At 64.0% G+C, this 26,214-nt stretch carries 30 protein-coding genes; 22 read left to right on the plus strand and 8 right to left on the minus strand.

The genetic code is table 11. The annotated features are described in order from the left end of the window. Positions 1–61: 61 nt before the first annotated feature. Positions 62–706 (minus strand): glutathione binding-like protein, encoded by a 645-nt coding sequence (locus AB7G19_RS06670; protein ID WP_085401826.1) that lies wholly within the window; start codon positions 704–706, stop codon positions 62–64. A gap of 106 nt (positions 707–812) precedes the next feature. On the opposite strand from AB7G19_RS06670, the gene AB7G19_RS06675 reads away from it, so the two are divergent. Next, entirely contained in the window at positions 813–1,457 is a 645-nt protein-coding gene (locus tag AB7G19_RS06675) for a TetR/AcrR family transcriptional regulator (RefSeq protein WP_085401827.1), read from the plus strand. Between the two features lie 187 nt (positions 1,458–1,644). Here AB7G19_RS06675 and AB7G19_RS06680 read toward each other — a convergent pair whose 3' ends face one another. Beyond that, positions 1,645–2,610, minus strand: coding sequence for a 2-hydroxyacid dehydrogenase (locus tag AB7G19_RS06680; RefSeq protein WP_085401828.1), 966 nt, complete (start codon positions 2,608–2,610; stop codon positions 1,645–1,647). A gap of 141 nt (positions 2,611–2,751) precedes the next feature. On the opposite strand from AB7G19_RS06680, the gene AB7G19_RS06685 reads away from it, so the two are divergent. The 4 genes from AB7G19_RS06685 to AB7G19_RS06700 all read left to right on the plus strand — a co-directional run bounded on the left by AB7G19_RS06685 (position 2,752) and on the right by AB7G19_RS06700 (position 5,510). Beyond that, positions 2,752–3,120: a YciI family protein gene (locus tag AB7G19_RS06685; protein ID WP_063981079.1), complete on the plus strand. Its 369-nt coding sequence runs from the start codon at positions 2,752–2,754 to the stop codon at positions 3,118–3,120. After that, entirely contained in the window at positions 3,117–4,418 is a 1,302-nt protein-coding gene (locus AB7G19_RS06690; RefSeq protein WP_085401829.1) for an RNA polymerase sigma factor, read from the plus strand. The genes AB7G19_RS06685 and AB7G19_RS06690 overlap by 4 nt, the downstream gene beginning before the upstream one ends. 79 nt (positions 4,419–4,497) lie before the next feature. Beyond that, positions 4,498–5,034 carry an SRPBCC family protein gene (locus AB7G19_RS06695; RefSeq protein ID WP_085401830.1) on the plus strand — a complete coding sequence of 179 codons (537 nt, stop codon included), beginning with the start codon at positions 4,498–4,500 and terminating at the stop codon, positions 5,032–5,034. Positions 5,035–5,096: 62 nt separating this feature from the next. After that, positions 5,097–5,510 (plus strand): VOC family protein, encoded by a 414-nt coding sequence (locus tag AB7G19_RS06700; RefSeq protein ID WP_028161093.1) that lies wholly within the window; start codon positions 5,097–5,099, stop codon positions 5,508–5,510. Between the two features lie 112 nt (positions 5,511–5,622). On the opposite strand, the gene AB7G19_RS06705 is transcribed toward AB7G19_RS06700, so the two are convergent. From AB7G19_RS06705 to AB7G19_RS06720, 4 genes are all read right to left on the minus strand, one after another. Continuing rightward, on the minus strand, positions 5,623–5,985 hold the full coding sequence (locus AB7G19_RS06705; protein WP_085401831.1) for a hypothetical protein: 363 nt from the start codon (positions 5,983–5,985) through the stop codon (positions 5,623–5,625). Positions 5,986–6,413: 428 nt separating this feature from the next. Continuing rightward, entirely contained in the window at positions 6,414–6,758 is a 345-nt protein-coding gene (locus AB7G19_RS06710; RefSeq protein WP_063986089.1) for a hypothetical protein, read from the minus strand. 287 nt (positions 6,759–7,045) lie between these two features. Next, entirely contained in the window at positions 7,046–7,474 is a 429-nt protein-coding gene (locus AB7G19_RS06715) for a hypothetical protein (RefSeq protein ID WP_425364317.1), read from the minus strand. Between the two features lie 130 nt (positions 7,475–7,604). Continuing rightward, the gene (locus tag AB7G19_RS06720) at positions 7,605–8,393 is read right to left on the minus strand and encodes an SDR family NAD(P)-dependent oxidoreductase (RefSeq protein ID WP_085401833.1); all 789 of its coding nucleotides are present in this window, start codon (positions 8,391–8,393) and stop codon (positions 7,605–7,607) included. Between the two features lie 89 nt (positions 8,394–8,482). Here AB7G19_RS06720 and AB7G19_RS06725 point away from each other — a divergent pair, with 89 nt between their 5' ends. Next, positions 8,483–8,860, plus strand: coding sequence for a cupin domain-containing protein (locus tag AB7G19_RS06725; protein WP_085401834.1), 378 nt, complete (start codon positions 8,483–8,485; stop codon positions 8,858–8,860). 93 nt (positions 8,861–8,953) lie between these two features. Here AB7G19_RS06725 and AB7G19_RS06730 read toward each other — a convergent pair whose 3' ends face one another. Then, on the minus strand, positions 8,954–10,621 hold the full coding sequence (locus tag AB7G19_RS06730) for a methyl-accepting chemotaxis protein (RefSeq protein WP_085401835.1): 1,668 nt from the start codon (positions 10,619–10,621) through the stop codon (positions 8,954–8,956). Positions 10,622–10,940: 319 nt separating this feature from the next. Here AB7G19_RS06730 and AB7G19_RS06735 point away from each other — a divergent pair, with 319 nt between their 5' ends. The 10 genes from AB7G19_RS06735 to AB7G19_RS06780 all read left to right on the plus strand — a co-directional run bounded on the left by AB7G19_RS06735 (position 10,941) and on the right by AB7G19_RS06780 (position 16,217). Continuing rightward, the gene (locus AB7G19_RS06735) at positions 10,941–11,306 is read left to right on the plus strand and encodes a nuclear transport factor 2 family protein (protein ID WP_085401836.1); all 366 of its coding nucleotides are present in this window, start codon (positions 10,941–10,943) and stop codon (positions 11,304–11,306) included. 166 nt (positions 11,307–11,472) lie between these two features. Continuing rightward, entirely contained in the window at positions 11,473–11,877 is a 405-nt protein-coding gene (locus AB7G19_RS06740) for a YciI family protein (protein WP_028152208.1), read from the plus strand. A gap of 65 nt (positions 11,878–11,942) precedes the next feature. Next, complete coding sequence (locus AB7G19_RS06745; protein WP_063981089.1) at positions 11,943–12,305, plus strand: YciI family protein; 363 nt, start codon at positions 11,943–11,945, stop codon at positions 12,303–12,305. A gap of 170 nt (positions 12,306–12,475) precedes the next feature. Beyond that, positions 12,476–13,216: a TetR/AcrR family transcriptional regulator gene (locus AB7G19_RS06750; RefSeq protein WP_085401837.1), complete on the plus strand. Its 741-nt coding sequence runs from the start codon at positions 12,476–12,478 to the stop codon at positions 13,214–13,216. A gap of 120 nt (positions 13,217–13,336) precedes the next feature. Further along, entirely contained in the window at positions 13,337–13,822 is a 486-nt protein-coding gene (locus AB7G19_RS06755) for a DUF2852 domain-containing protein (RefSeq protein WP_028152211.1), read from the plus strand. 200 nt (positions 13,823–14,022) lie between these two features. Beyond that, entirely contained in the window at positions 14,023–14,190 is a 168-nt protein-coding gene (locus AB7G19_RS06760; protein WP_144030761.1) for a hypothetical protein, read from the plus strand. A 68-nt stretch (positions 14,191–14,258) separates the two neighbouring features. Next, positions 14,259–14,516 carry a hypothetical protein gene (locus AB7G19_RS06765; RefSeq protein ID WP_085401838.1) on the plus strand — a complete coding sequence of 86 codons (258 nt, stop codon included), beginning with the start codon at positions 14,259–14,261 and terminating at the stop codon, positions 14,514–14,516. Beyond that, positions 14,513–14,650 (plus strand): hypothetical protein, encoded by a 138-nt coding sequence (locus AB7G19_RS06770; RefSeq protein WP_201266188.1) that lies wholly within the window; start codon positions 14,513–14,515, stop codon positions 14,648–14,650. The genes AB7G19_RS06765 and AB7G19_RS06770 overlap by 4 nt, the downstream gene beginning before the upstream one ends. A 63-nt stretch (positions 14,651–14,713) precedes the next feature. After that, positions 14,714–15,481, plus strand: a complete 768-nt coding sequence (locus tag AB7G19_RS06775) for a serine O-acetyltransferase (protein WP_085401839.1) — start codon at positions 14,714–14,716, stop codon at positions 15,479–15,481. Positions 15,482–15,506: 25 nt separating this feature from the next. Then, positions 15,507–16,217: an SDR family NAD(P)-dependent oxidoreductase gene (locus AB7G19_RS06780; RefSeq protein ID WP_085401840.1), complete on the plus strand. Its 711-nt coding sequence runs from the start codon at positions 15,507–15,509 to the stop codon at positions 16,215–16,217. Positions 16,218–16,430: 213 nt separating this feature from the next. Here the strand turns inward: AB7G19_RS06780 and ggt are convergent, their stop codons facing one another. Further along, the gene (ggt, locus tag AB7G19_RS06785; protein WP_085401841.1) at positions 16,431–18,167 is read right to left on the minus strand and encodes a gamma-glutamyltransferase; all 1,737 of its coding nucleotides are present in this window, start codon (positions 18,165–18,167) and stop codon (positions 16,431–16,433) included. Positions 18,168–18,878: 711 nt separating this feature from the next. Between ggt and tolQ the strand changes: the two genes are divergently transcribed. The 6 genes from tolQ (at position 18,879) to AB7G19_RS06815 (ending at position 25,982) form a co-directional block, all read left to right on the plus strand. Beyond that, positions 18,879–19,595 (plus strand): protein TolQ, encoded by a 717-nt coding sequence (gene tolQ / locus AB7G19_RS06790; protein WP_085400854.1) that lies wholly within the window; start codon positions 18,879–18,881, stop codon positions 19,593–19,595. A gap of 43 nt (positions 19,596–19,638) precedes the next feature. After that, the gene (gene tolR / locus AB7G19_RS06795) at positions 19,639–20,088 is read left to right on the plus strand and encodes a protein TolR (RefSeq protein WP_028152217.1); all 450 of its coding nucleotides are present in this window, start codon (positions 19,639–19,641) and stop codon (positions 20,086–20,088) included. 4 nt (positions 20,089–20,092) lie between these two features. Beyond that, a complete protein-coding gene (locus AB7G19_RS06800) occupies positions 20,093–21,049 on the plus strand; it encodes a protein TolA (protein WP_085400852.1) in 957 nt (318 codons plus the stop codon). Between the two features lie 41 nt (positions 21,050–21,090). Then, the gene (gene tolB, locus AB7G19_RS06805) at positions 21,091–22,434 is read left to right on the plus strand and encodes a Tol-Pal system beta propeller repeat protein TolB (protein WP_049807612.1); all 1,344 of its coding nucleotides are present in this window, start codon (positions 21,091–21,093) and stop codon (positions 22,432–22,434) included. 290 nt (positions 22,435–22,724) lie between these two features. Further along, a complete protein-coding gene (locus AB7G19_RS06810) occupies positions 22,725–25,058 on the plus strand; it encodes a putative bifunctional diguanylate cyclase/phosphodiesterase (RefSeq protein ID WP_085400850.1) in 2,334 nt (777 codons plus the stop codon). 198 nt (positions 25,059–25,256) lie between these two features. Further along, positions 25,257–25,982: an N-acyl amino acid synthase FeeM domain-containing protein gene (locus AB7G19_RS06815; protein ID WP_085400848.1), complete on the plus strand. Its 726-nt coding sequence runs from the start codon at positions 25,257–25,259 to the stop codon at positions 25,980–25,982. Positions 25,983–26,214: the final 232 nt, after the last annotated feature.

Here is a 26,214-nt window from a genome sequence, read left to right on the forward strand (position 1 = left end):
AGAACGACGCCGTCCCGGTTTGGCCAGGACGACGTCGCTTTGCGAAGATATCGCTTTGGCCTTAAGCCGCCGCCTTCTTCCGCGCCTGCTCGGCCTTGTACAGCTCGAACTCTTCGGCGATCGCCTTCGCGACCGACGGCCGCTGGCGCAGGCGGTCGTGATACGCCTTCACGTTCGGCCATTTGGCGAGCTCGACCGGCGGGGTCGCCATGGTCCAGTTGATGACCGTGACGAGATAGGCGTCGGCCACGCTGAAATGGTCGAGCAGGAAGTCGCGCCCCTTCAGGTAGTTGTCGAGATAGTCGAGCCGCGACAGGTTCTTCTCCAGCGCATAGGCCTTGGTTTCCTGCGGCGCCTTGCGGTCGAGCAGGGGGATGAACAGGCCCTTGTGCAGCTCGGTGCCGATGAAGCAGAGCCATTGATGCAGCCGGGTGCGATCGATGCCCTGGGCCGCACCGAGGCCGGATTGCGGGAACCGATCCGCGACATATTGCAGGATCGCGGCGTTCTCGGTCAGCACCACGCCCTCGTCGGTGCGCAGCGTCGGCACGAGCCCGATCGGGTTGATTGTGCGGAAGTCGGTGCCGTCGTTCAGCACTGTCTTGGTCGGCGGATCGACTTCGAGATAATTCGCTTCGGCGCCGGCTTCATACAGCGCGACGCGGGTCGCCATCGAACAGGCGAGCGGCGAGAAATAAAGATCCATCTTGGGCCTCCTTGGGCAATTCCTCTTTGGGTGTCGCTCAACCTGGCCAGATTGATTTTTGTACCATCTTGTATAATATCGCAGCGGTCAAGGATTAATTTGCGAAATGGTACAAAAATCGAAGCCGCCAGCTGCTGCCAATGAACCGAAGCGGCGTGGCCGTCCGCGCGCCTACGAGCCCGACGTCGCGCTCGGCAAGGCGCTCGACCTGTTCCGCCGGCAGGGTTTTGCGGCGACATCGCTGGACGATCTCAGCGAAGCGACCGGCATGAACCGGCCGAGCCTCTACGGCGCCTTCGGCGACAAGCGCGAGCTCTACATCAAGAGCTACCAGCGCTACCGCGAGGACGCGCGCGCCTCGATGGTGGAGATCTTTCGCCAGGAGATGCCGGTGCGCCAGCGGCTCGAGCGCATCTTCGCGTCCGCGCTGAACATCTATCTCTCCGGCGAGACCGGTCCGCGCGGCTGCTTCACGGTGGTGACCGCGGCGTCCGAAGCCGTCGGCGATCCCGAGATCCGTGCCATGGTGCTGGATGGGCTGACCGAGCTCGACAAGGCCTTTGCTAGTTGCTTCCGCCGCGCCAAGGAGAAGGGCGAACTGCCGGAGAGCGCCGACCCGGTCGTGCTGGCGCAACTCGCCTCCGCAACCGTGCATTCGATCGCCATCCGCTCCCGCGCCCGCGTGTCGCGCAAGGAGCTCGAGGCGATCGTGAAGGGCGCGATTGACGTGATGGTGGGGGCCAAAAGTTAGGCCGTCGCCCCGGGGCGCGCGTAGCGCGAGCCCGGGACCCGTAACCCCAGGGAGGCGTTTGGCGACGACTGGTCGTTCGGTACTGCGACCATCCGCAACGATAAATCACGCGGTATGGGTCCCCGCGTACGCGGGGACGACAGCGAGGGTGGGGCGCATGCGTGCCTCTCTCAGCCTGCCGAAGCGTCTAATATCCCCGTGCCCGGTCCACCACGTTCTCCAGCGCACCGCCGGCCTCGAACTTTGCGATTTGCTCGGCGACATAGGCCGAGATTGCATCCGCGTCGGTGTCGGCCGCGTTGTGCGGGGTCAGCAGCACCTTGGGGTGGGTCCAGAACCGGCTGTCCGCAGGCTGCGGCTCCTGCACGAAAACGTCGAGCGAGGCCGCGCCAAGCGTGCCGTCGTCGAGGCAGGCCAGGATGTCGGCCTCGTTCTGCAAGCCGCCGCGACCCGCATTGATCAGCACGGGCGCGCCGAGCGGGCTGCTGCGGTTGAGCTTGGTGAAGACGTCGCGGTTGAGGATGCCGTGCGTATCAGGCGTCAGCGGCAACAGGCAGACCAGGATGTCGGTCTTGCGCAGGAATGCATCGATCTGCGCGGCGCCATGGAAGCATTCGACGCCCTCGATCGTGCGCGGGCTGCGGCTCCAGCCGGCAACGCGGAAGCCGAGCCGGCGCAGCACGTCGGCGGCATCGGCACCCAGCGTGCCAAGCCCCATCACGCCGACGGTGACGGCGCTCGCCGGCCACTGATATTGCGGCTCCCAGCGTTTTGCGCGCTGCGAGTCCCGCAAGTACAGCTCCTGGCGGTGGTGCATCAGCACGTGCAGCACGACATATTCGGTCATGCGATTGGTGAGATCAGGCACGGCGACGCGCACCAGCGGCACGTCGGGCAGGCTCTTGTCGGCCATCAGCGCGTCGACGCCGGCGCCCAGATTGAAGATCGCACGCAGATTGGGGAAAGAGCTGAGGTCGCCCGGCACCGGCTTCCACACCGCGGCATAGTGCACCTCGGCCGGATCGAGCCCGGCGTCGGGCAGCAGCACCACGCGGCGGCCGCCGCAGACCGCGTCGAACCGGGCCTTCCAGCGCTCCGGCAGCCAGTTCTGCTGCGTGCTGTTGATCAGGACGGCCAGTGTGCCCATGCTCATTCGAAGTGCCTCGTCGGTTCCGTTTTGAAAACCCTCCTTGGCACGATCCGATGGATTTTTCTCGCAAATTTTTTCCGCAGCCCTGTCGGGGCGGGGCATATTGGATCGTCTTAAAAACAAGCGTTCAGGAAGGTGCTGCCCATGCTTTATGCGATCCTCTGCTATCACGACGAGGACTTCGTCGGCTCCTGGAGCAAGGACCAGGACGAGGCCGTGATGAAGAAGCTCGCCGTGGTGCAGGACAAGCTCACACAGCAGGGCCGGCTCGGTCCGGTGGCGCGGCTGTTGCCGACCACGGCGGCGGCGACGCTGCGCAAGGAAGACCCGCCGCTGGTGCTCGACGGCCCCTATGCGGAGACCAAGGAGCAATTGCTCGGCTTCTACATCGTCGATTGCAAGAACCTCGACGAGGCCCTCGACGTCGCGCGCGACCTCGGCGCGGCCAATCCCGGCGGCGCCTATGAGGTGCGCCCCGTCGGCGTATTCCGGCCCGGAGGAATTTCGACGTGAGCGAGGCCGACACCGCCTGGATCGAGACCGCGCTGACCTCGGCGCGACCCCAGGCGGTCGGCGCGCTGCTGCGCTATTTCCGCGATCTCGACACCGCCGAAGAGGCCTTCCAGAACGCCTGCCTGCGCGCGCTCAAGACCTGGCCGCAGAACGGGCCGCCGCGCGATCCCGCGGCCTGGCTGATCATGGTCGGCCGCAACGTCGCCATCGACGAGGTCCGTCGCGCCCGCAAACAGCAGCCGCTGCCCGAGGACGACCAGGCCATCTCCGATCTCGACGACGCCGAGGGCGCGCTCGCCGAGCGGCTCGACGGTTCGCACTACCGCGACGACATCCTGCGTTTGATGTTCATCTGCTGCCATCCGCAGCTGCCGGCGACGCAGCAGATCGCGCTGGCGCTGCGCATCGTCTCCGGTCTCACCGTGAAACAGATCGCGCGCGCCTTCCTGGTCTCGGAAGCGGCGATGGAGCAGCGCATCACCCGTGCCAAGGCGAAGGTCGCCGAGGCCGGGGCGCCGTTCGAAACGCCTGGCGCGGTCGAACGCTCCGAGCGGCTCGCCGGCGTTGCCGCAATGATCTACCTGATCTTCAACGAAGGCTATTCGGCCAGCGGCGACACGGCGGAGATCCGAAAGCCGCTGTGCGAGGAAGCGATCCGGCTGGCGCGGTTGCTGCTGCGGCTGTTCCAGAGCGAGCCGGAGATCATGGGGCTCGCGGCGCTGCTGCTGTTGCAGCATGCGCGCAGCGCCGCGCGCTTTGCCGCGGACGGCGCGGTGATCCTGCTCGACGACCAGGATCGTACGCTGTGGAACGGCAACATGATCGCGGAAGGCCTGGCGCTGATCGACAAGGCGATGCGCCATCGCCGCAGCGGCCCCTATCAGGTCCAGGCCGCGATCGCCGCGCTGCATGCGCGCGCGTCGACGCCCGAGGAAACCGACTGGACGCAGATCGACCTGCTCTACGGCGCGCTCGAACTGATGCAGCCTTCGCCGGTGGTGACGCTCAACCGGGCGGTTGCGGTCTCCAAGGTGCGCGGGCCGCAAGCGGCGCTCGAGCTGATCGAGCCGCTGGCGCCGAAACTCGCCAACTACTTTCATTTCCACGGCGTGCGTGGTGCCTTCCTGATGCAGCTCGGCCGTAACGACGAAGCCCGCATCGCCTTCGACCACGCCATCGCACTCGCCAATACTTCGGCGGAAGCCGCCCATATCCGCATGCATATTGATCGCCTGATCCGGGACAGCCAGCCGAAGGGCGCCAATGGCGGCGCCAGGCAGGGCGCAAAGGCAAAGTGACGGCCAAAAATTTCGTCCCGCCAATTGTCGGCTCCCGCCGTTCCCCTTCGTCTTAATTCCATATCCAGGGAGCCCACTCATGCTGAAAGCCATTGCCATCATCGCCGTCGTGCTCGTCGTCGGCATAGCCGCGGTCCTCGTCTTCGCCTTGACAAAACCCGACACGTTCCGCGTCGAGCGCTCGCTCGCCGTGAAGGCGCCGGCCGATGCGATTTATCCGCACGTTGCCGATTTCCATTTCTGGATGAGCTGGTCGCCCTATGAGGATCGCGACCCCGGCATGAAGCGGACCTTCGGCAGAACCGCGTCAGGCAAGGGCGCGACCTATGCCTGGGACGGCAACAATAATGTCGGCGCCGGGCATATGGAGATCCTCGAGGCAAGCACGCCGTCGAAGCTTCGGATCAAGCTCGATTTCGAGCGCCCGTTCGAAGGCCACAACACCGCCGAGTTCACCTTTGTGCCGCAAGGCGATGCCACACTGGTCACATGGGCGATGTACGGTCCGGCGCCGTTCATGTCCAAGGTGATGCAGGTGTTCATCAATATGGACAACATGATCGGCAAGGACTTCGAGGCCGGCCTCGCCAGCCTGAAGAAGCTCACCGAGAAGTAGCAAGGCTTGCTGCCCCAAGGAGCAGCCAAGGAACCGACAAGAAAACGAAGAGGAGAGAAACGATGATCAATGCCTATCTGTTCTATCAGGACACCTGCGAAGCGGCGTTCAACTTCTATGCCAAGGTTCTGGGCGGCAAGATCGACGCCATGATGCGCTCATCGGAAGCGCCGCCGGACATGCCCGCCGCGCCCGGCCGCGAGAAGATGATCATGCATGCGCGGATGTCGCTGCCCGACGGCAGCGTGCTGATGGCCTCCGACGCGCCACCCGAGCATTTTCAGAAAGCCCAGGGCTTTTCGGTCTCGCTCACGGTCACGGACCCCGCGGATGGCGAACGCAAGTTCAACGCGCTCGCCGACGGCGGCACCGTCACCATGCCCTTCAGCAAGACGTTCTGGGCCAAGGGCTTTGGCATGTGCGTCGACAAGTTCGGCATTCCCTGGATGGTGAACTGCCCGGCCGAGGGCATGTGACGGGCGCGTCGGCCTGACACGCCAAGCCGCGATCCCACTCCCGTTGTTACGGGAGTGGGTCACTGTCACTCATGCCGTCGTCATGTCACACGGCTGATCGCCGCGTGCTCGCTCACCGGAGCGATCCGGTCGCGTCATCGCTTGGCGGCGGCGATTCAACGCAGCGAGGGCAGATCACGAGTTTCGTGCCAAGCTGCCTGTCGTTCTCCGCCTCGATTTCGTCATGGACCACCCACCACGCCTCGGAGAACGGGCGCAACGTGCCGAGCACTCTTTCCCGCTCCTGATTGGGATTGTCCTGCGCAGGCGCCGGGTTCGCGGCGCGCCGCTTTGTGACAGAGGAGCGGTGAGGGGCCTGGTTCGGATCCCGGCCGAGGCCGTCCCATGCGATCGGTCGGCGCTCCTGCGCCGACGCCGCCGCGCATCCGAGGAGCGCTGCGCAAAAAGTGAGCAAGACGAAGCCGTGACGCAGCATGCCGGACCCTTGGTGCGGTACGCGACACGCAAACTCCGCATGCGGAGCCTTGCATCGCGCCGGTTAAATGGAACCTAAGGGAAACGACGTGGCCGCCATGGCCCAATATGGAATCGTGCTCTCGCATCACATTGCGAGAGCAGTGAGGCCGCTTCGTGAAATCATGCGGATCGCATCGCACAACAACTGGCGAAATATTAGGCTGTAAACTCCACGACAGAATCGCTAATAATTTCTTCATAAATTCTACAAACTGGGGTGGGCGTAACTTGGGAAGGGAGCGACCGATGGCAGCGGCGCTACAAATCAATTTTGCACTTTGGGGTATGCTCATCTGCGCGACCTTGGAATTGGCGCAGACCATCCAGAGGCTTTACTAGGCCCGACGAAATGCGTGACCGGCGCAATTTCGCCGTCGCGCTTGCCTGCTAGCTCACCAGCAACGCGATGAGCGTGAAGCTGACGCTCGCGATCACGATCATCGAGAGGATGTAGTTGCGCGGCCGCGCCGTTCGCGCACGCGGCGGTCTCCGCCGCTGGAGTGGCTCGCTCGCCTGCCATGCGAGCTCCGACGGCGCGAGCGCAGCCTCTGCGCCCGAGCCGATATATTTCACATAGAGCTCGAGCAGCCGCAGCTCGGACGGCAGGTCCATCAGGCCCTCGCGGTGGCGCCGCGACAGCAATTCGAATTCGACGGTTTCCTGGGAGCTCAACTGGCCAAGGACAATGCGTCCCTGGTCCGACAGGCGGTAGTGAAAATCGATGGGCTGCACGGCCTGCGACCGGTTTGAAAATGAGTAATCTTGAAAAAGCGGAACCATCCTAGTCTGTGACCATTGCTGCGATTATGACGGCCCTGCAGCCATCGTGACCCGAGCGGCCTCAATCTGGACGGGACCATCATAGACGGTCGGGAAAGGCCGCAAACCGGGTAAATTGGGCAGGCATTGCCAAGCGGTTGAGCGGATTCGTGTCCGGATCGTCGGAATTTTGCAAAACTGCCTAATCGCCGGACAGCGGCGGATGCAACCCGGTCGCATCGCTGGCGGCCGCCTGTTGCTCAGCGGCAGCGCGGATAAATCGCCGCAAGGTCGCGGCCCTTCAGCAAAAGCAATCTGGACGAGAGGCCACCGTGCCGGCTGATCCAGTCGCGCACCGGGCCGGGATAGGCCTGCAGCACCGCGTCGGAGGCTTCGGGCTCGGCATAAAAGCGCCCGCGCCGGTCGACCGAACGCGCCGCGTGGAAGCCGAGTACCGCGCGCTTGGTGACGCAGATGCGCTCGCCCGGCACGATGCTGAGCACCAGCGTGCAGGCGGACAGGCACGGACCGTCGATCACCACGCGCTCGCCGCTCTCGCGCACCTGCTCGAACAGGTCGAGGAACGGCCCGACCTCTCCGCCCGGCGACTGGATGATGCGGATTTCGGCCATGGCGGGGGTGGTGGTAAAGAGCGCAGATGCGAGCATCCAGGCACCCACAAAGAACATGCGTCGCATGGAGCACTCCACTAACTCGATCCCGTAGGGTGGGCAAAGCGTAGCGCGCCCACCAATGGCATCGCAAATCTGGAGGGAAGGTGGGCGCGGCGCTTGCGCGCCTTTGCCCACCCTACGACGTTCACCCGTTCCGCCGTTCGCCGCGCAGCGTCGGCAGGCCGATGCCAGCCGCATCGAAGCCGCCATCGACGGCCAAAATTTGGCCGGTGATGTAGCTCGATCGTTCCGAGCACAGGAAATAGATCGCTTCGGCGAGTTCCTCCTCCAGGCCGTAGCGGTTGAGCGGAATGGCGTCGTGATAGTCGGCGCGGATCTCCCTGCTGTGCACCTGCTTCGCCATCGCGGTGTCGACCGGCCCCGGCGCGACTGCGTTGACGCGGATGTTGAGCGAGGCGAGCTCGACCGCGAGCTGCTTGGTCAGGTGCGCAAGGCCCGCCTTGCTGGTGCCATAGGCCGAACGCAGGGTCGAGGCGCGCACCGCCGAGATCGAGGTGACGTTGACGATGGCGCCGCCGCCTTGCTCGCGCATCAGCGGCGCGGCCGCCTTGGTGCACAGGAACGGGCCGGTGAGATTGACCGCCATGATCCTGTTCCAGTCGGCGTCGCTGGTCTCCAGCACTGGCGCGAACACGGCGACGCCGGCGTTGTTGACGAGAGCATCGAGCCGACCGAAGCGGCTCATGACCGCCACCATTGCAGCTCCTACGGCGGCTGCATCGGACACGTCGCAGGTGATTGCCAGCGTGTTATCGGGATTCTTCAGGGCCGCCGTCGCGCCTGCCTGCAGCTCCCCCTCGATATCGAGCAGCGCGACGCGCCACCCTTCGGCCAGGAATTTCTTGGCCGTCGCCAGCCCGATACCTCGCGCGGCTCCGGTGACGAGGGCGACGTTTTGTGGGGCCTGCGGCATTTGCTAATCTGTCCTGTGTTCGAAAGGGGCGCGCACGAGCGCCGGCTCCTTTTACTTCGCTTTCGTCCCGGCAAGAAGGGCTCCAGGCCATGCTCATCGATCCCAGCACGATCCCGCTCGAGGAATGGCGGCCAGGTGTGAAGACCCGCATGGTCACATCCGCGCGCAACGGCGCGACCGCGCTCTGCATCTTCGAGCAATGGGTCGATCCCGGCGCCGGCGCGCCGACGCACAGCCACACGGTCGAGGAGGTGCTCACCGTGCGGGCGGGCGAGGCGGAGATGTGGGTCGAAGCCCGGCGTATCACGATGACGGCCGGACAGGTGCTGCTGGTTCCCGCCGGCCGCAAGCACGGTTTTCGCAATTCGGGAGCGACCATGCTGCATGTGCATGCGGTGTTGGCCTCGCCGGTCTTCGAGATGCTGCCGGAAGGGGCGAGTGAAGCGACGCGACGCTGGGAGCGGTAGGGTAAGGGCGTCGGTCTCTCTCACCGTCACCCCAGGGTGGCCGCTTCTTCAGCGGCCCTCGAAGGATGACGGGGATCGTGATAAAGCGAGAGCTTACGCCAGCTCCGCCGATGCGCGCTGCATGTTCGACGACATGTCGGAGGTCACGATGCTCTGCTCCTCGACCGCGGCCGCGGTGGAGGCGATGAACTCGTTGACGCCGGCGATCGCGGCCTTGATCGCGGTGAGCGAGCTCGCAACGTCGCCCGAGATGGTGTTCAGCGCGTCGATTTCGGAGGTAATCGTGTCGGTGGCCTGCTTGGCCTGGCTGGCGAGGTTCTTCACCTCGGAGGCGACGACGGCAAAGCCGCGGCCCGCTTCGCCCGCCCGCGCCGATTCGATCGTGGCGTTGAGCGCAAGCAGGTTGATCTGACTGGTGATGCCCGAAATCATCTCGACGATGCCGCTCATGGCCTGGGCCGCTGCAGTCAACTTCTGAGCCTGACCGTCCGCGGACTCGACCCTGGTGGTCGCGACCTTGGAGGTCTCGCGCGATTTCGCCATGGTCGCGGAGATCTCGCGGATCGAGGCGCTCATCTGCTCGCTGCCGGCCGCGACCGCCTCGATCAGCCCGCGCGCATTGTCGGCCTTCTTGCGGCCGATCGCCTGCGCGGTGATGTCGGTGGCGTATTTCACCACCTTGTAAGGTTTTCCGTTGAGGTCCAGAATCGGATTGTAGGACGCCTGGATCCAGATCTCGCGGCCGCCCTTGGCGATCCGCCTGTATTCGGCGGCCTGGTATTCGCCGCGGTTGAGCATCTCCCAGAAATGGCGGTAGGCCGCCGAATTCCTCTCGCTCGGCTCGACGAACATGGAATGGTGCTGGCCCTTGATCTCGGCCAGCGAATAGCCCACCGCCTTGAGAAAATTCTCGTTGGCGGTGCGGATCGTGCCGTCCATGTTGAACTCGATCACCGCCTGCGACTTCTGGATCGCAGCGAGCTGGCCGTCATTGTCGGCGGCCTTCATCTTCTGCGCGGTGATGTCGGTTGCGAACTTCACCACCTTGAACGGCTTGCCGGTCTCGTCGAGGATCGGGTTGTAGGTCGCGAGTATCCAGATCTCCTTAGCCCCCTTGCCGAGCCGCTTGTACTCGGCCGCCTCGAACTCGCCGCGGTTCAGCCTGGCCCAGAACGCGGCATAGGCCGAACTCGCGCGGTCCTCGGGCGTCACGAACATGCTGTGATGCTTGCCCCTGATCTCGTCGAGCGAATAGCCCATCGCGCCCAGGAAGTTCTCGTTGGCGGTGACGATGGTGCCGTCCATGTTGAACTCGATCACGGCCTGCGCGCGGTTGATCGCGGCGATCTTGCCGGAGTCTTCCATGGTCTTGATCTTGTACGCCGTGATGTCGGTGGCGAACTTGATGAAGCTGACCACCTTGCCGTTCTTGTCCAGCAACGGGGCGTAGGAGGCATGAACCCAGACTTCCTTGCCGTTCTTGCCGAAGCGCTTGTATTGCGTGGTCTGGAATTCGCCGCGGTTCAGGCTGGCCCAGAAGTCGCGGTAGCGGGCGCTCTCGCGTTCGGCCGGGCTGACGAAGATGCTGTGATGCTTGCCCTTGATCTCGGCGAGCGAATAGCCGCTCATCTTCAGAAGGTTCTCGTTGGCATCGAGGATGGTGCCATCGAGATCGAATTCGATGACGGCCTGCGAGCGATCGAGGGCGTCGACTTCCGCGAGCGCGTGCTGGATCCTGGCCTTGCTGTTGAAATTGAACACTTGAAGATCCCCGGAATGGTTCAACTATGCGTCGGCCCAGCTGCAATTGGCCTTCCCGAAAAAGTTGCATGCACGCGTTGATCAACTGTAAACCCTTGCAGCAAGTTGCGCGGTCTCCGTAGTTCCGCGTGCGCCGGCCATGTTGTTCTGCTTTCGAAGATTCTTGTCCTATATGCACGGCGGTGGACATAGTCGGTCCGTAATCGTACGGACCCGCCTCGCGATATTTTCGCATCGTCTCTGTTGAAATTCGGCAAGCGATGTCGGGGCACGCGTTCGTGCATCGTCTTCAAGAGGATCTTCTCTGCGGAGACCATCAATGCCTGACGACCGCGAGCGCCTGATTCGAGACCTCTTCGCAGCCTATCTCGGCAACGACCGGCAACGGGTCGCCGACGCATTGGCCGACGATTTCCGCTTCACCAGTCCGTTCGACGACGACCTCGACAAGGCGGCCTATTTCGAGCGCTGCTGGAAGGACACCGGCTGGATCGCGCGGCACGACATCGAGCGGGTTTTCGTCCGGGGCGACGAGGCCTTCGTCACCTATCTCTGTCTGGCGAAAGATGGCAGGAGCTTTCGCAACACGGAGTTCTTCACCTTTTCGGGTGGCAAGGTCCGCCGCATCGACGTCTATTTCGGCGCTGCCCGAAAGGATGGGCGTTTCCTGCCACAGCCGCGCTAGCGGTCGGCGCAATGACCTCCGGAATAATTTTCATCACCCTGTCGGTTCCGTAAAGGTTGGTTCGTCTTAGAGGTAAGGGTGGGCGGCCCGGGCCGCCGCTCCCGTCCTTCCGGGGGTGGCGCCGCGCCGCGCAAACCCGAAACGACAAAGCAAACAAGGACTGCTCATGCGATTCATGATGCTGATGATTCCGCTCGGCTACGAGACCGCGCCGCCGGACGTGCAACTCGATCCCGAACGCGTCGCCGCGATGATGCGCTACAACGAGGCGCTGAAGGATGCCGGCGTGCTGATTACGCTCGACGGCCTGCACCCGCCGTCGATGGGCGCGCGCGTCTCGTTCGCGACCGGCGAGCCCATCGTGACCGACGGCCCCTTCGCCGAAGCCAAGGAAGTCCTTGGCGGCTACTGGATGATCGAGGTTGCCTCGCGCGAGGAGGCGATCGCCTGGGCGAAGAAGTGCCCGGCCTCCGCCAATGAAGTCATCGAGATCCGGCAGGTACAGGAGATGGCCGACTTTCCGCCGGAGGTGCAGGCAGCCGCCGCCGGTTTCGACGATCTGAAGACGTAGCCGAGACGGCCGCGGATCAACTCGCGGCTCGTCAATCCATCATCCATCAACAAAGGAGAGAACCAATGAGCACCGATACCTATCTCGCCGTTTTCCTCGGCAGCAAGACCAGCCCGCAATGGGCCGCATGGAACGCGATGTCCGAGACCGCGCGGAAGGCGAAGGAGCAGGAGGGCATGGCGGCCTGGAAAGGCTGGGTCGAGAAGCATCAAGGCGCGATCCAGGCCATGGGCGGCCCTCTCGGCAAGACCAAGAAGGTCGACGGCAAGGGCGTCGCCGACATCGCCAACGAGATGGGCGCCTTCACCGTGGTTCGCGCCGCGTCCCATGAGGCCGCAGCCAAGATGTTCGAGAACCACCCGCACTTCGCGATCTTCCCCGGCGAACGCGTCGAGATCATGCCGGTGCTGCCGATTCCCGGCGGCTAGGCCGTGTCATTCCGGGGGCGCGCACACGCGAGCCCGGAAATCTCGAGATTCCGGGTTCGGCTCGTCGAGCAGCCCCGGGTCGAGCCGCCCCCGGAATGACGAGTTGGCCGGTTAATCAAATCCGGCCTGCGCTAGTGACTTCACGCCCGGCTCATGTAAAAGCTGTTCACATGAGCTGGCGTAAGGACCAGGGCCGCACCGAGCGCGGCTATCACCACGGCAATCTGAAGGAAGCCCTGTTGCAGGCTGCCCTCGGGCTGATCGCCGAGAAGGGCGCGGCCGGCTTCACCTTTGCCGATGCCGCGCGCATGGCTGGCGTCAGCGCAGCGGCGCCCTACCGGCATTTCCGCGACCGCGAGGAGTTGCTGTCCTCGATCGCGCAGCGCGGCTTCGAGCAGTTCGAGCAGCGCCTGACCGCGGCCTGGGACGACGGGCGCCCGGATACGGTCTCGGCGTTCGAGCGCGTCGGCAAGGCCTATCTCGCCTTTGCCCGCGAAGAGCCTGCCTTCTACAACGCGATGTTCGAATCAGGCGTGCCGGTCGATTCAAATCCGGCCCTGCAGGCTGCCAGTGAACGCGCCTTCAACATCATTCGCGCCGCCGCCGAACGGCTTGCGGCGTTGGCGCCGCCCGGCACGCCGCGGCCACCGGCCATGATGATGGCGCTGCACATCTGGTCGATGGCGCATGGCGTGGCCTCGCTGTTCTCACGCGGCGACGCCGCGCGGCGAAAACTGCCGATGTCGCCGGATGACCTGCTCGAAGCCGAGGTGCTGATCTATCTCCGCGGCCTCGGCTTCCCGACCGACCGCCGTCCGCCGGCGAGAAGCACCGAGCCGCCGCCGGTGCCACCGGAGGCATCCTCCGGTTCTGGCCTGCCGCCCGGCGGCCCCTGGGGCAAGCCGAAATAAAATTGCGCAAATAATTCGGCGACCCTGTCAGGCGGCCGGCTTGACAAAATCGCGGGATGGTCTAGCTATGTAAATGTTATTTACATTCACAACGGCGCTGGTGCCGTGATGGAGATGGAAATGGCCTACACCGCTGATGTCAATCGATGGCGCGGTTCCTCTGACGAACGCTATGAGCGCCCCCACATGCTCGATACGCCCTGGCATCCCGGCTGGATCGCCGTGACCATCCTCGGCTTCATCATCTGGTGGCCGATCGGACTTGCCCTTCTCTTTTTCACACTCGGGAGCAGAAAAATGGGTTGCTGGAGCCATCAGGATCGCTGGCAGAACAAGATGGAGCGGATGCAGTACAAGATGGACCGCATGCGCGGCCGCATGGAGCGCCGTGGTTTCGGCTTCGGCTTCGGCCCGCCCTCGAGCGGCAACCGTGCCTTCGACGAATACCGCACCGAGACGTTGCAGCGGCTTGAGGAAGAGCAGGTCGAGTTCAGGAACTTCCTCGACCGTCTGCGTCACGCCAAGGACAAGGAAGAGTTCGACCAGTTCATGGCGCAGCACAAGACGCGTCCGACCCCGCCGCCGACCGACCAGCCGCAGGGCTGATCTAAAACGGCTGATCCGAGGTCTGCCTCTCAAAGCCTTCAGGCGCATGCCCCCAAAGTCCTGATGGCCCCGAGCCGCCCGCCTGCGCAACCCGCAGGCGGGCGGTTTGGTTTTTGGGGACCCGAACCAACCGCCGACGATCCGACACCAAGACTTGCGCGTGCCACCTCAATCCGCCGCGCTGCTGGACGACGCGCATCATGGACCTCTACACCCGCCTGCTGCTTGCCGTGACCGCCCTGGCGGTGCTGGGCTACATTGGCTTGGTCTATGGCAGCTGCGCGTCTGATCCCGATTGCCATTTTCGCCTCTGCGCCGGTGGGCGTGCGTTCTGCGGCGTTGATCACGTACATGTGCAGGACCGGTAGAACCCGATCCGCACCACGCCCGACCAAGCCCCGACGGCGCATCTCCCGCGGCGCCAACGGGCCCGACCATGACCAACGCCGAACGCAAAGAGATCAGCCAGCGCATCGCGCTCCTTGAGCGCGCCTCGGCGCTGTTCGACCGGTTCGGAAACATCGTGCCGGTGGCGATCGCGTTCCTCAATGGATGGCCGACGGAAGTCCAGCTCTATCCGCAGTGGCAGCTCGGCGAATCCTGGCGGTTCTTTCTCAGCCTTTATCTCTATTGGTTCGCCTCGTTCGCACTCAGCCGCGCGGTCTCGTTTGCGAAGGGGAGTATCGCCCCATGATCCTGCTCCGCGATTTCGCGCTCTTCGTCCTGCCGATCCTGATCGCGGCGGGCGGCTGGCTCTACACGCTCAGCCTGCGCAAGCGGGCCCGGACCGATCTTGAGGGCGAAAGCAAGCGCGTCCCGACGGCGTGACTGGCGCCCCGACCCGGACCGCCTATATTCGCCTTCACAAGAGTGGGCGGACCGGAGGCGACAATGGCGGAAGCTGCGATCACGGCGAGCGACGGCCTCTGGCAACAGGTCCGCAGCGAGGCGCAGCGCGCGGCTGATGCCGACCCCGTGTTCGGTACGGCCCTTGCGCGTACCATTCTCGCTCATGATGATTTTGCCGCCGCCTTAGCCGATTTGATCGGGCAGCGGCTCGGCAGTGGCACCACCGGGCGCACGCGCTTCACGTCCTATTCCCGCGACGCCTTTCAAGGCGAGCCAGACCTGATCGAAACCGCCAACCGAGATCTGCAGGCCATCGCATTGCGCGATCCCGCCATCACCGACCTGCTGCCGCCGCTGCTGCATTACAAGGGCTACGTTGCGCTGCAAGCCTGGCGCGTCTCGAACTGGCTCTGGCGTCATGACCATCGCGACGCGGCGCTGCTGTTTCAGAACGAGGCGTCCAACCTGCTGCAGATCAGCATTCATCCGGCCGCATCCATTGGATTGTCCGTCTATCTCGACCACGCCACCGGCATCGTGATTGGTGCGAATGTGGTGATCGGCGACGAGGTCACCATCCTCCAGAGCGTCAGCATCGGCCGTCGCGGTGAATTGCCGACGCGTTCGCCGCGCATCGGCCGCGGCGTCTACATCGGTGGCGGCGCGACCATTCTCGGTGACATCAATATCGGTGATTTCGCAAAGATCGGTGCCGGCGCTGTTGTGACCGGTGACGTGCCCGCTGGCTGCACCGCGATCGGCAATCCCGCGCGATTGACCAATTGCCCCGAACCTGCCTCGGCGGCTTGACCCCATCAACCTTCGGAGAGTTGCAATGAAGACGGCAATCGTGATCGGCGTTGGTCCGGACCGCGGGCTCGGAGCCCGGCTTTGCAAGCGCCTTGCGGCCGATGGGCTCAAGGTGATCGTCGCGGGCCGGACGCTGTTTGCCTTGCAGGCCGTTGTCGACGACATCACGAAGGCGGGCGGCGCAGCCGTACCCTTCGTTGCTGATGCGACCAGGGAGGGGGACATCGTCGCGCTGTTCGATGCCGCCGGCGACAACCTCGACCTCGCCATCTACAACGCCGGCAACAACACGCCCGGCAAGATCATCGAGATGGAGGCCGACTATTTCGAGAATGCCTGGCGCGTGGTCTGCTTCGGCGGCTTCCTGTTCGGCCGCGAGGCGGTGCGGCGGATGGTGCCGAAGAAGACCGGCACGCTGCTGTTCACCGGCGCCAGTGCCTCGCTGCGCGGACGCTCCGGCTACGGCGCCTTCAACTCGTCCAAGGCCGGCCTGCGCACGCTGGCGCAGGCGATGGCCAAGGAATACGCGAGCGACGGCATCCATGTCGGCCATGTCGTGGTCGATGGCGCGATCGCCGGCGACAAGATCTTTTCACGATTCCCGGATGCGGCCGGCCGCGAGGACAGCCTGATCGACATCGATGGCATCGTCGATGCCTTCGCCTTCCTCTATCGCCAGCCCGAGCGCGCCTGGTCGTTCGAGCTCGATGTGCGGACCTCGAAGGAGAAATGGTGAGGGGCGGTCCTCGACCATTTCTACCGCCGTCATTGCCCGCGAAGGCGGGCAATCCAGTATTCCAGAGACAGCATTGAGATGCGGAGGAGCCGCAGCGTACTGGATACCCCGCTTGACGCCTACGCTAAAGCTTCGGCGCCCCTGGACCGCAGCCCCGGCGAAGCCTTGGCGTAGCCGGGTCGCGGGGGATGACAGTCGTAAGGGTGGCGTAGATCAATACCCGGCGGCCAATCCCGAGTTTCGGCGTGGATCGTTCGCACCGTAGTAACGGTTGTTGCCGACTTGCTCGCCATTCAGTGACGGCGCGCCGACGATGATGACCGCGAGATGGTTGGCCGGCTGCGGCGGCCCGAATTTGTGGCCCATGCCTTCCAGGATCTTGCGCGTGTCCGGTGACAGCGCATAGTCCTCGACATTGGTCATATCAGGCAGCCATTGCTGGTGGATGCGCGGCATGTCGACGGCTTCCTGCGCGTTCATGCCGTAGTCGATCGCATTGATCATGGTCTGCAGGACCGCCGTGATGATGCGGCTGCCGCCGGGCGTGCCCACCACCATGACGGTCTTGCCGTCCTTGGTGACGATGGTCGGGCTCATCGAGGACAGCGGTCGCTTGCCCGGAGCGATGGAATTCGCCTCGCCCTGCACCAGGCCATACAGGTTCGGCACCCCGACCTTGGCCGTGAAGTCGTCCATTTCGTCGTTCAGCAGCACGCCGGTCTTGGCCGCCGTCACCTTGGCGCCGAACCAATCGTTCAGCGTGTACGTCACCGATACCGCGTTGCCGTCCTTGTCCGCGATTGAATAGTGCGTGGTGTTGCTGCCCTCGTGCGGCGCGACGCCCGGCTTGATGTCCTTGGAGATTGCGGCCTTGTTCGGATCGATCACGGCGCGGATCTTGGTCGCGTAATTCTTGTCGAGCAGGCGGTCGAGCGGATTCTTCACGAAATCCGGATCGCCGAGATAGCTGTTGCGGTCCACGTAAGCATGCCGCATGGCCTCGATCTGCACGTGCACGGCCTGCGCGGAATGGTAGCCCAGCTCCTTCAGAGGGTAGCCCTCCAGGATATTCAGGATCTCGCAGATGACGACGCCGCCCGAGCTCGGTGGCGGCGCGGAAATCACGTGATAGCCGCGATAGTCGCATTCGACAGGTGCGAGCTCGCGCGTCTTGTAGCCGTCGAGGTCGTCCTGCGTCAGCAGGCCCTTGCCGGCCTGGCTCGATGCCACGATGGCGCTGCCGACCCACCCCTTATAGAAGCCGTCGGTGCCTTTGCTGCTGATCTCGCGCAGGGTTTTCGCCAGTTCGGATTGCAGCAGTCGATCGCCCACGCCGAACGGCTGGCCGTTGTTGAGGAAGATGGCGCTCGATGCCGGATCGTCCTTGAAATCGTCGGTTGCCGTGCGCAGCAGGTCGATGTCGCCCTGGTCGAGCACAAATCCCTGTTCGGCGAACTGGATCGCGGGAGCGAGCAGGTCGGCGCGCTTCATGGTGCCGTATTTTTCGCGCGCATATTCCATGCCCGAGACGGAGCCTGGCACACCCACAGCCAGATGCCCCTTGGTCGAGATGCCCTTGATGACGTTGCCGTCCTTGTCGAGATACATATTGGCCGTCGCCGCCTTGGGCGCGGTCTCGCGGAAATCGAGGAAGGTCTTGCGGCCGTCGGCGAGCTGGATCGTCATGAAGCCGCCACCACCGAGATTGCCGGCGGCCGGATAGACGACGGCCAAGGCATAGCCGACGGCCACAGCGGCATCGACGGCATTGCCGCCGCGCTTCAGCACGTCGACACCCACTTGGGTCGCCAGATGCTGCGCGGACACCACCATGCCGTTTTGCGCGGCGACCGGCGCGACCGACGCCGCGCGCGCGGCGCCGGATGTGACGAGGCTGACCGATATGATCGCGGCGACGATCCACCGCTGATTTGCTTGTGGTTTCGGCATGGGACGCTCCTCGGGCTGGCCGGTGATGCCGGCACGTTATTGTCAGCGAGCGCAGCCTATCGGCTCGTGCCCGCCGTGAGATGCGAGATGGAGCATGTGGACGTGGTGTAGCTGTGGCGCACGCGACGCTCCCTGCGATTTCGGGCTGGGCAGGGGCGGGGGTTCCAGAAGGGGCGTCCGTTGCGCCCGGTGTCGTAGCGCCACGAGTCCCACTGCGCTCCCCCCTTGCTGGGGAGGGCGGGGGAGAGGGGTCGCCCAGGAAAAGGTGCTCGTTGCGTGTGTTCGATTTCGGTGGGAGCCCCCGTGTGGTACCCCTCTCCCTAGCCTCCCCCGCAAGGGGGGGAGGGAACCGACCTCGCCAGTGGACCCGGCTCCGATCCGTCGCCGCCATGTCCCGCGGCAAAGCGGCCAACCGCCTGCGCTGCCTACCTTTCCGGCAGCCAAATTCGGCCGTGGTAACCGCACGTTAACCATCGGCGGGCTCTGGTAATTGCGGACAGTCGTGCCCGGAGCCGTGCTCAAGGCCCATAGTTTTGACATCTTGGCAGGGAATGCAGACGGCCGGCTTTGGACGAGCCCCTGCACCCCAGAAAGACAAGGCTTTGAGCGGGCTTGCCGGCCGCGCCGGTGCTAGCGCGGCTGTTGGGGAACCGGCAGCCATTTGCTGGCCGGAGAGGTCAGGTAAATGATCGCCTTGAGAGGATACTGCTTATGAATCCGGCCGACGTGGCTCAGTCAGCCCTTCCGGTTGCCGCTTCCGCGGACGTGTCGCTGATTGCGCTGTTCTTGCAGGCTCACTGGATCGTGAAAGCGGTGATGCTGGGGCTTCTCGCCTGCTCGGTCTGGGTCTGGGCCATCGCGATCGACAAGATCTTTCTTTACGCGCGCACCCGCCGCTCGATGGACCGGTTCGAGCAGGCCTTCTGGTCCGGCGAGTCGATCGAGGAGCTCTATCGCACGCTCTCGGCCAAGCCGACGCATTCCATGGCAGCCTGCTTCGTCGCCGCCATGCGCGAGTGGAAGCGCTCGTTCGAGAGCCACGCTCGCTCGGTCGCGGGCCTTCAGATGCGCATCGACAAGGTGATGAACGTCTCGATCGCCCGCGAGGTCGAGCGGCTGGAACGCCGGCTGCTGGTGCTCGCTACCGTCGGCTCCGCCGGCCCCTTTGTCGGCCTGTTCGGCACGGTCTGGGGCATCATGTCGAGCTTCCAGTCGATCGCGGCATCCAAAAATACCTCCCTGGCGGTGGTCGCGCCGGGCATCGCGGAAGCGCTGTTTGCGACCGCCGTCGGCCTTATCGCCGCCATTCCTGCCACTATTTTCTACAATAAGTTCACTTCCGAGGTGAACCGGCAGGCCCAGCGGCTCGAAGGTTTCGCCGATGAATTTTCCGCCATTCTGTCGCGTCAGATCGACGAGCGGGGCTGACGGACGGCATGTATAGTGTGAGGGGCAATTTGGGCACTCGATCATGGCGATGAACGTAGCTAGTTCGTCCGGAGGCGGCGGGCGCCGTGGCCGGCGCAAGCCCGTCGTGGCCGAGATCAACGTCACGCCGATGGTGGACGTGATGCTGGTGCTGCTCATCATCTTCATGGTGTCGGCTCCGATGTTGACGGTCGGCGTGCCGCTCGACCTGCCTCAGACCCAGGCCAAGAGCCTCGAAAACAACGACCAGAAGCCGATCCAGATGTCGGTCGACATCAAGGGCAAGGTGTTCATCAACGACGCCGAGATCGCGATCAACGAGTTGATCCCGAAGCTGAAGGCGATCACGGACGCGCGCGGCGGGCTCGAGGAGCGCATCTATCTGCGCGCCGACAAGAAGGCGGATTACGGAACGGTGGCCAAGGTCATGGGCCTGTTGTCCGGCGCGGGCTTCAAGAAGCTGGCGCTCGTGACCGAGGCGGATCAGGGGTAAACCGGTGAAGGTGAACGTCGACAAGACACTCGTTGCGTCGATTGCCCTCCACGTCCTCGTGCTTGGATGGGGACTGGTCACCTTTAGCAGCAAGGCCTTTGTCGCGGAAGAGTCGCTTCCGATCGACATCATCTCCACCGATCAGCTTGCGCAGATGATGTCGGGGCAGAAGACCGGCAAAAAGGAAGAGCCGAAGCCCAAGGTCGAGAAGATCGCGGAAGCCAAGCCCGAGGAAGACGCCGTCGGCAAGGTCACCGAGAAGAAAGAGCTGATCAAGACCAACTCGACGCCCGAGCCGCCGCCGAAACCCGTCGAAAAGCCGGTCGAGAAGAAGCCCGAGCCGCCGAAGCCTGTCGCCGAGGCGAAGCCGAAGGAAGAACCGAAGCCGCAGGAAAAGAAACCTGATCCGGCGAAGGAAGATCCGATCGCCGAGCTCCAGAAGAAGCTGGAGACCAAGAAGTCTCCGCCGAAGCCCGTCGAGCAGAAGGTCGCGGCGGTGCAGCCGCAACAGCAACCGAAGCCCAAGGAGCGCAGCTTCGATCCCGCGCAGATCCAGCGCGACCTCGACAAGCGCGCGGCGACCCGGCACGAGCTCTCCGGCGCGGCGCTGAATGCGTCGGCTGCGCTGGGATCGACAACCGGGACTGCTGCCAACAACGTTGCGACGTGGGGAGGCGCGTTCACGAATGCGGTCCGGCGCTGCTTCACGCCCACCTATAACGGGCAAGACGCCGAGCAATACGAGGCTGACATCGATATCCCGATGAAAATCGATGGCTCACTTGCGTCCGAGCCGATTATCGTCGCGGTTCGCGGCCCGTCTCGGTCGATTGCTCAGGCGGTGGCGGAGAGCGCCAAGCGCGCCATCGTGCAGTGTCAGGTCTATTCGTTCCTGCCGAAGCAGCAGTATGACACTTGGAAGACCATTCCAATGCGCTTCGGCCTGAAAGATATGTTGTGACATCCGAACAAAAGAATTTTGCGATGAATGACGTCCTATCGATGAACCGCCGCCGCTTCATGACGCTGACAGGATCGGCGCTCGCGACGCTCGGGGGCGGACATGCCCTGGCCCAGGGCCAAAAGCGGCTCGAACTCAATCCAACGGAGTTTCGGCCGATCCCGATCGCGATCTCCAACTTCGTGCCGGGCTCGCCCGCCGACGGCGACGTCAGCAACGGCGTCACCCAGGTCATCACCAACAATCTGAAGCGGTCGGGCCTGTTCGCACCGATCGACCAGGCCGCTTTCATCGAGCGCATCAGCAACATCGACGTCGCGCCGCAATTCCAGAACTGGAAGACCATCAACGCCCAGGCCCTTGTCACCGGCCGCATGACGCGGGGGCAGGACGGAAGGCTCAAGGCGGAATTCCGCCTGTGGGACGTCATCACGGGCCAGCAGCTTGCGGGCCAGCAATATTTCACCTCGCCGGAATATTGGCGCCGCATCGCCCACATCATCTCCGACCAGATCTATGAGCAGATGACCGGCGAAAAGGGCTATTTCGACAGCCGCGTGGTGTTCGTGGACGAGACCGGTCCAAAGGAGCGTCGCGTCAAGCGGCTCGCGATGATGGACCAGGACGGTGCCAATGTGCGCTATCTGACCCGCGGCTCCGACCTCGTGCTGACGCCGCGCTTCTCGCCGAACTCGCAAGAGATCACCTACATGGAGTTCGGCCAGGGCGATCCGAAGGTCTATCTCTTCAACATCGAGACCGGCCAGCGCGAGATCGTCGGCAATTTCCCCGGCATGACCTTCGCGCCGCGCTTCTCGCCGGACGGCCAGCGCGTCATCATGAGCCTGCAGCAGGGTGGCAATTCGAACCTGTTCGTGATGGATCTGCGCTCGCGCTCGACCACGCGGCTCACCGATACGCCGGCGATCGACACCTCTCCGTCTTACTCACCGGACGGCACCCGCATCTGCTTCGAATCCGATCGCGGCGGCAGGTCGCAGATCTATGTGATGGCCGCGGGCGGCGGACAGGCGCAGCGCATCTCCTTCTCCAAGGACGACACCAACGCCACCTATTCGACGCCGGTGTGGTCGCCGCGCGGCGATTACATCGCCTTCACCAGGCAAGGCGGCGGGCAGTTCTCGATCGGCGTCATGAAGCCGGACGGCTCCGGCGAGCGTCTGCTCACCTCAGGCTATCACAACGAAGGCCCGACCTTCTCGCCGAACGGCCGCGTGCTGATGTTCTTCCGCGATCCTGGCGGCAGCGGCGGGCCGTCGCTGTTCTCCGTCGACATCTCCGGCCGCAACGAGCTCAAGGTGCCGACGCCGGGCTTCGCCTCCGACCCGGCATGGTCGCCGCTGCTGTCCTCGACACCCGGCTAGAGCGCCTGCGAGCGAAGTGGATACAGGTTCGCGTGAAACATCGGGGCTAAGACATTGCGCGTTCAGACGCGCGATGTTTTCGAAAAAACATGCCGATTTTTTCGGGGTTTGGTGCAGGACGCAAGCTTTCCTTCACCTTGTGCCCGGCAACGCTTGCCTAGTTGCTTGATATTTCAGCGGAAACTTGTTCGCTATTGCCGAAAAACAACTCGACTTTAACGATGTTCCCTCAGAAAGGCTTCATCAGGTCTGGGTAAAAGTACGCGCCAAACAGGACGCGTAACAAGCCGATGCAGCTGGCCGACCAGAAGCAGAGCGATCGAGACGAGCTGGAGCCAATACTCTACGCCGCTCTCATCAACTCTATGGTGCAGAATTTCTGGGCGATTTTCCTGGGCTCGGCCTCCGCGGCCGTGGCCGCGGTCATGACTGCGCTGAAGACAGGCGATGTCTGGCTGTGGCCGCTCGCATTTCTGCTGATCGCGATCGGCACCGCGCGCGCGTTCCAGATGCGCGGATACGAAAACCGCACGCACCCACTCTCGTTCGAGGAAGCCAAGCACCTGGAGCCGCGCTACTGGCTCGGCGCGCTCAGCTATGCGGCGGTGCTCGGCCTGTGGTCCTTCGTCGTCATCTACAACAATGACGATCCGATTGCCGACATGCTCTGTGTCGCCATCGGCATCGGCTACACCGCGGGCGGCGCCGCCCGCAATTACGGCCAGCCCCGGGTGATCCAGTGGCACGTCGCGCTCGCCTGCGCACCGATGTCGCTCGCGCTGCTGCTGCATGGCGGCTTCTACCACATCGGGCTCGCCGTCCTGCTCGTGTTCTTCTTCGTCGGGCTGAAGAACATCAATCTCAGCCTGCATGCGATCTTCGTCAAGGCGCTGACCTCGAGCTTTCGTGAGTCCGCGCTGGCAAGCCAGTTCGACACCGCGCTCAACAACATGCCGCATGGCCTGTGCATGTTTCGCGCCGACGGCCGCCTTGCGGTGATGAACCATCGCTTCGGCGAGCTGATGGCGTTGCCCGAAGATCTGGTCAAGCGTGGCGCCACCGCTGCCGACATCGTATCGGCCTGTATCGCCGCCGGCTCCATCTCGGCGGAGAGCGGCAAGCAGATCCTGGCCGAGATCGAGCATGCGCGGATCTGCGAGATCGTCACCGCCGATCCGGATTCCTCGCGCGGCCGCGCGCTCGCCTGGACGTTCCAGCCGATGACCGGCGGCGGCACGGTGCTGCTGCTGGAAGACATCACCGAACGTACCAACGCGGAAGCCCGGATCACCCATCTCGCCCGCTATGACGAGCTCACGGCGCTGCCCAACCGGGTCTCCTTCCGCGACGAGATCGAACGGTTGCTGGCGATCTCGCACGACGCCGAGCGCCTCTCGGCGCTGCTGTTCGTCGACCTCGACCAGTTCAAGCAGGTCAACGACACGCTCGGCCATCCCTGCGGCGACCAGCTCCTGTGCGCGGTCGCCAACCGCCTGCGCGAGATGCTGCGTCCTGAGGATTTCGTCGCCCGCTTCGGCGGCGACGAGTTCGTCGTGTTCCAGCAGAACATCAGCTCGGCCGAGGATGCCGCGAGCCTCGCCCGCCGCATCGTCGAACGCCTGAGCGAGCGCTACCGAATCGACAATCATCTGGTCGAGATCGGCGCCAGCGTCGGCATCGCGCTGACCTCGCCGGACGGCGACGTCAGGGCCGACACGCTGCTCAAGAACGCCGACATGGCGCTCTACCGCGCCAAGGCCGACGGCCGCGGCACCTTCTGCTTCTTCCGCGACGAGATGGCGGCCACCGTCGAGGCCCGCCGCATCCTCGAGCTCGACCTGCGCAAGGCGCTGGCCAACGAGGAGTTCGAGCTGTTCTACCAGCCGCTGGTCAATCTGAAGTCCGGCAAGATCACCACCTGCGAGGCGCTGCTGCGCTGGAATCATCCGGTGCGCGGCACGGTCTCGCCGGTCGACATCATCCCGGTCGCCGAAGACATGGGGCTGATCGTCGATCTCGGCCGCTGGATCCTGCGCCGCGCCTGCATGGAATGCATGAAGTGGCCCGACGGCGTCAGCGTCGCCGTCAACTTCTCGCCGCAGCAATTCCACCAGCGCGACGTGCTCAGCGAAATCCGCTACGCGCTCGAGGTCTCGGGGCTGCCGGCCCATCGGCTGGAGATCGAGATCACGGAGTCCTCGCTGCTTCGTAACACCCAGCTCACCCACGACACGCTGTCGCAACTGCATGCGCTCGGCGTGCGCATCTCGCTCGACGATTTCGGCACCGGCTATTCCAGCCTCAGCTATCTGCACAATTTCCCGATGCAGAAGGTGAAGATCGACCGCTCCTTCCTCGAGGGCATCGACACCGACCGGCCGCTGACGCTGCTGCGTGGCGTGGCGCGGCTGTCGGCCGACCTCGGCATGGCCGTGGTGGTCGAGGGCATCGAGACCAATGAGCAGCTCGAGCTGATCAGCGCAGACGGCACCGTCTCCGAGGCGCAAGGCTATCTGTTCAGCCGTCCGGTGCCCGCCGTGCGGATGCGCCAGCTCCTCAACGCCTCGCATGGACGGCGCGGCGAGGGCCTGCTCCAGGTTGTCAGCTCACGCTCCTTCGCCTGAGTCCACATCCAGAAATTGCACGTCGTTTCAGGCAGTTGCTGACCGACCGTAGTGCTACGGAGGTTAACCCTATCGCGTCGATTGCTTTGCATCGTCGTTAAGGAGGTGTTAATAAATCGTCACGCGCGCGCAAGTTGTTCAGCGGCAAATGGCCCAGGTTCGCGTGGTGGTGTTGTTGGTGGTGGGTAAGGAGTTCGAATGCAGTCCTCAGCCAGATCTGTCATTTCGGCTGTTGGACGGGGAGCGGAGCTTCTGACCGACGTCGACTATCATCTCGCGGCGACGGACGCGGAAAAGGAGCAAATCTACAACCTCCGCTACCGCGCCTATCTGCGCGAGGGTGCCGTCAGGGAATCCGCGGAAGCCCGCGTCACCGACCGCTACGACGAGCTGCCGAACGCGTGGACCTTCGGCGTCTATCTCCGTGGCCAGCTCTGCAGCTCTGTGCGCATCAGCGTGCTGACCTCGGAATGGCGCGAGTCCACCTCGGCCGACGTCTTCCCCGACATCCTGCTGCCGCGGCTCGATCGCGGCGAGGTCATGATCGACCCGACCCGTTTTGTCGCCGATCCCGACCAGGTGAAGCGGGTTCCGGAATTGCCCTATCTGACGACCCGGCTCGCCTACATGGCGTGCGAGCACTTCAATGCCGATCTCGGCCTCGCCATCGTGCGTCCCGAGCATCAGGCCTTCTACCGGCGGGTGTTCCTGCACGAGACGATCGCCGAGCCCCGCCTGGTTCCTGGCCTCACCAAGCCGTTCGGACTGATGGCGGCGGATTTCCCGACCTTCCGGAAGAAGGTGTTCGAGCGTTATCCGATCATGCGCTCCACCGCCTTCGAGCGGCGGATGCTGTTCGGGCGCGGCGGGCAGCGCGAGATCCCGCAGCGGTCGTCACTGGTCCCGGAAGCCGTTCACGTCTGATTGCCTGCCGTCACCGCCTTGAGCCGCCGCGCGCCTTTCGGCCGGAGCTCCGTTCATCCCCATCATCGTCCGAGCCCAAAATTCCAGCAAAAACCTGCACTTTTGCCGGTTGCTGCAGGTTGCTTCACCCTCGCGCCACATTTAGAACCCATTAACCATGACGGTTGCTTTTCGCGGTTTGGGGGCATTTGACCGGCTGAAGCAAGGTTCCATCAAGGTTGACGGAACGTTC

Origin of the sequence: Bradyrhizobium sp. 215_C5_N1_1, from assembly GCF_052075935.1 — a bacterium.
In the GTDB taxonomy this organism is placed as follows: Bacteria; Pseudomonadota; Alphaproteobacteria; order Rhizobiales; family Xanthobacteraceae; genus Bradyrhizobium; species Bradyrhizobium barranii.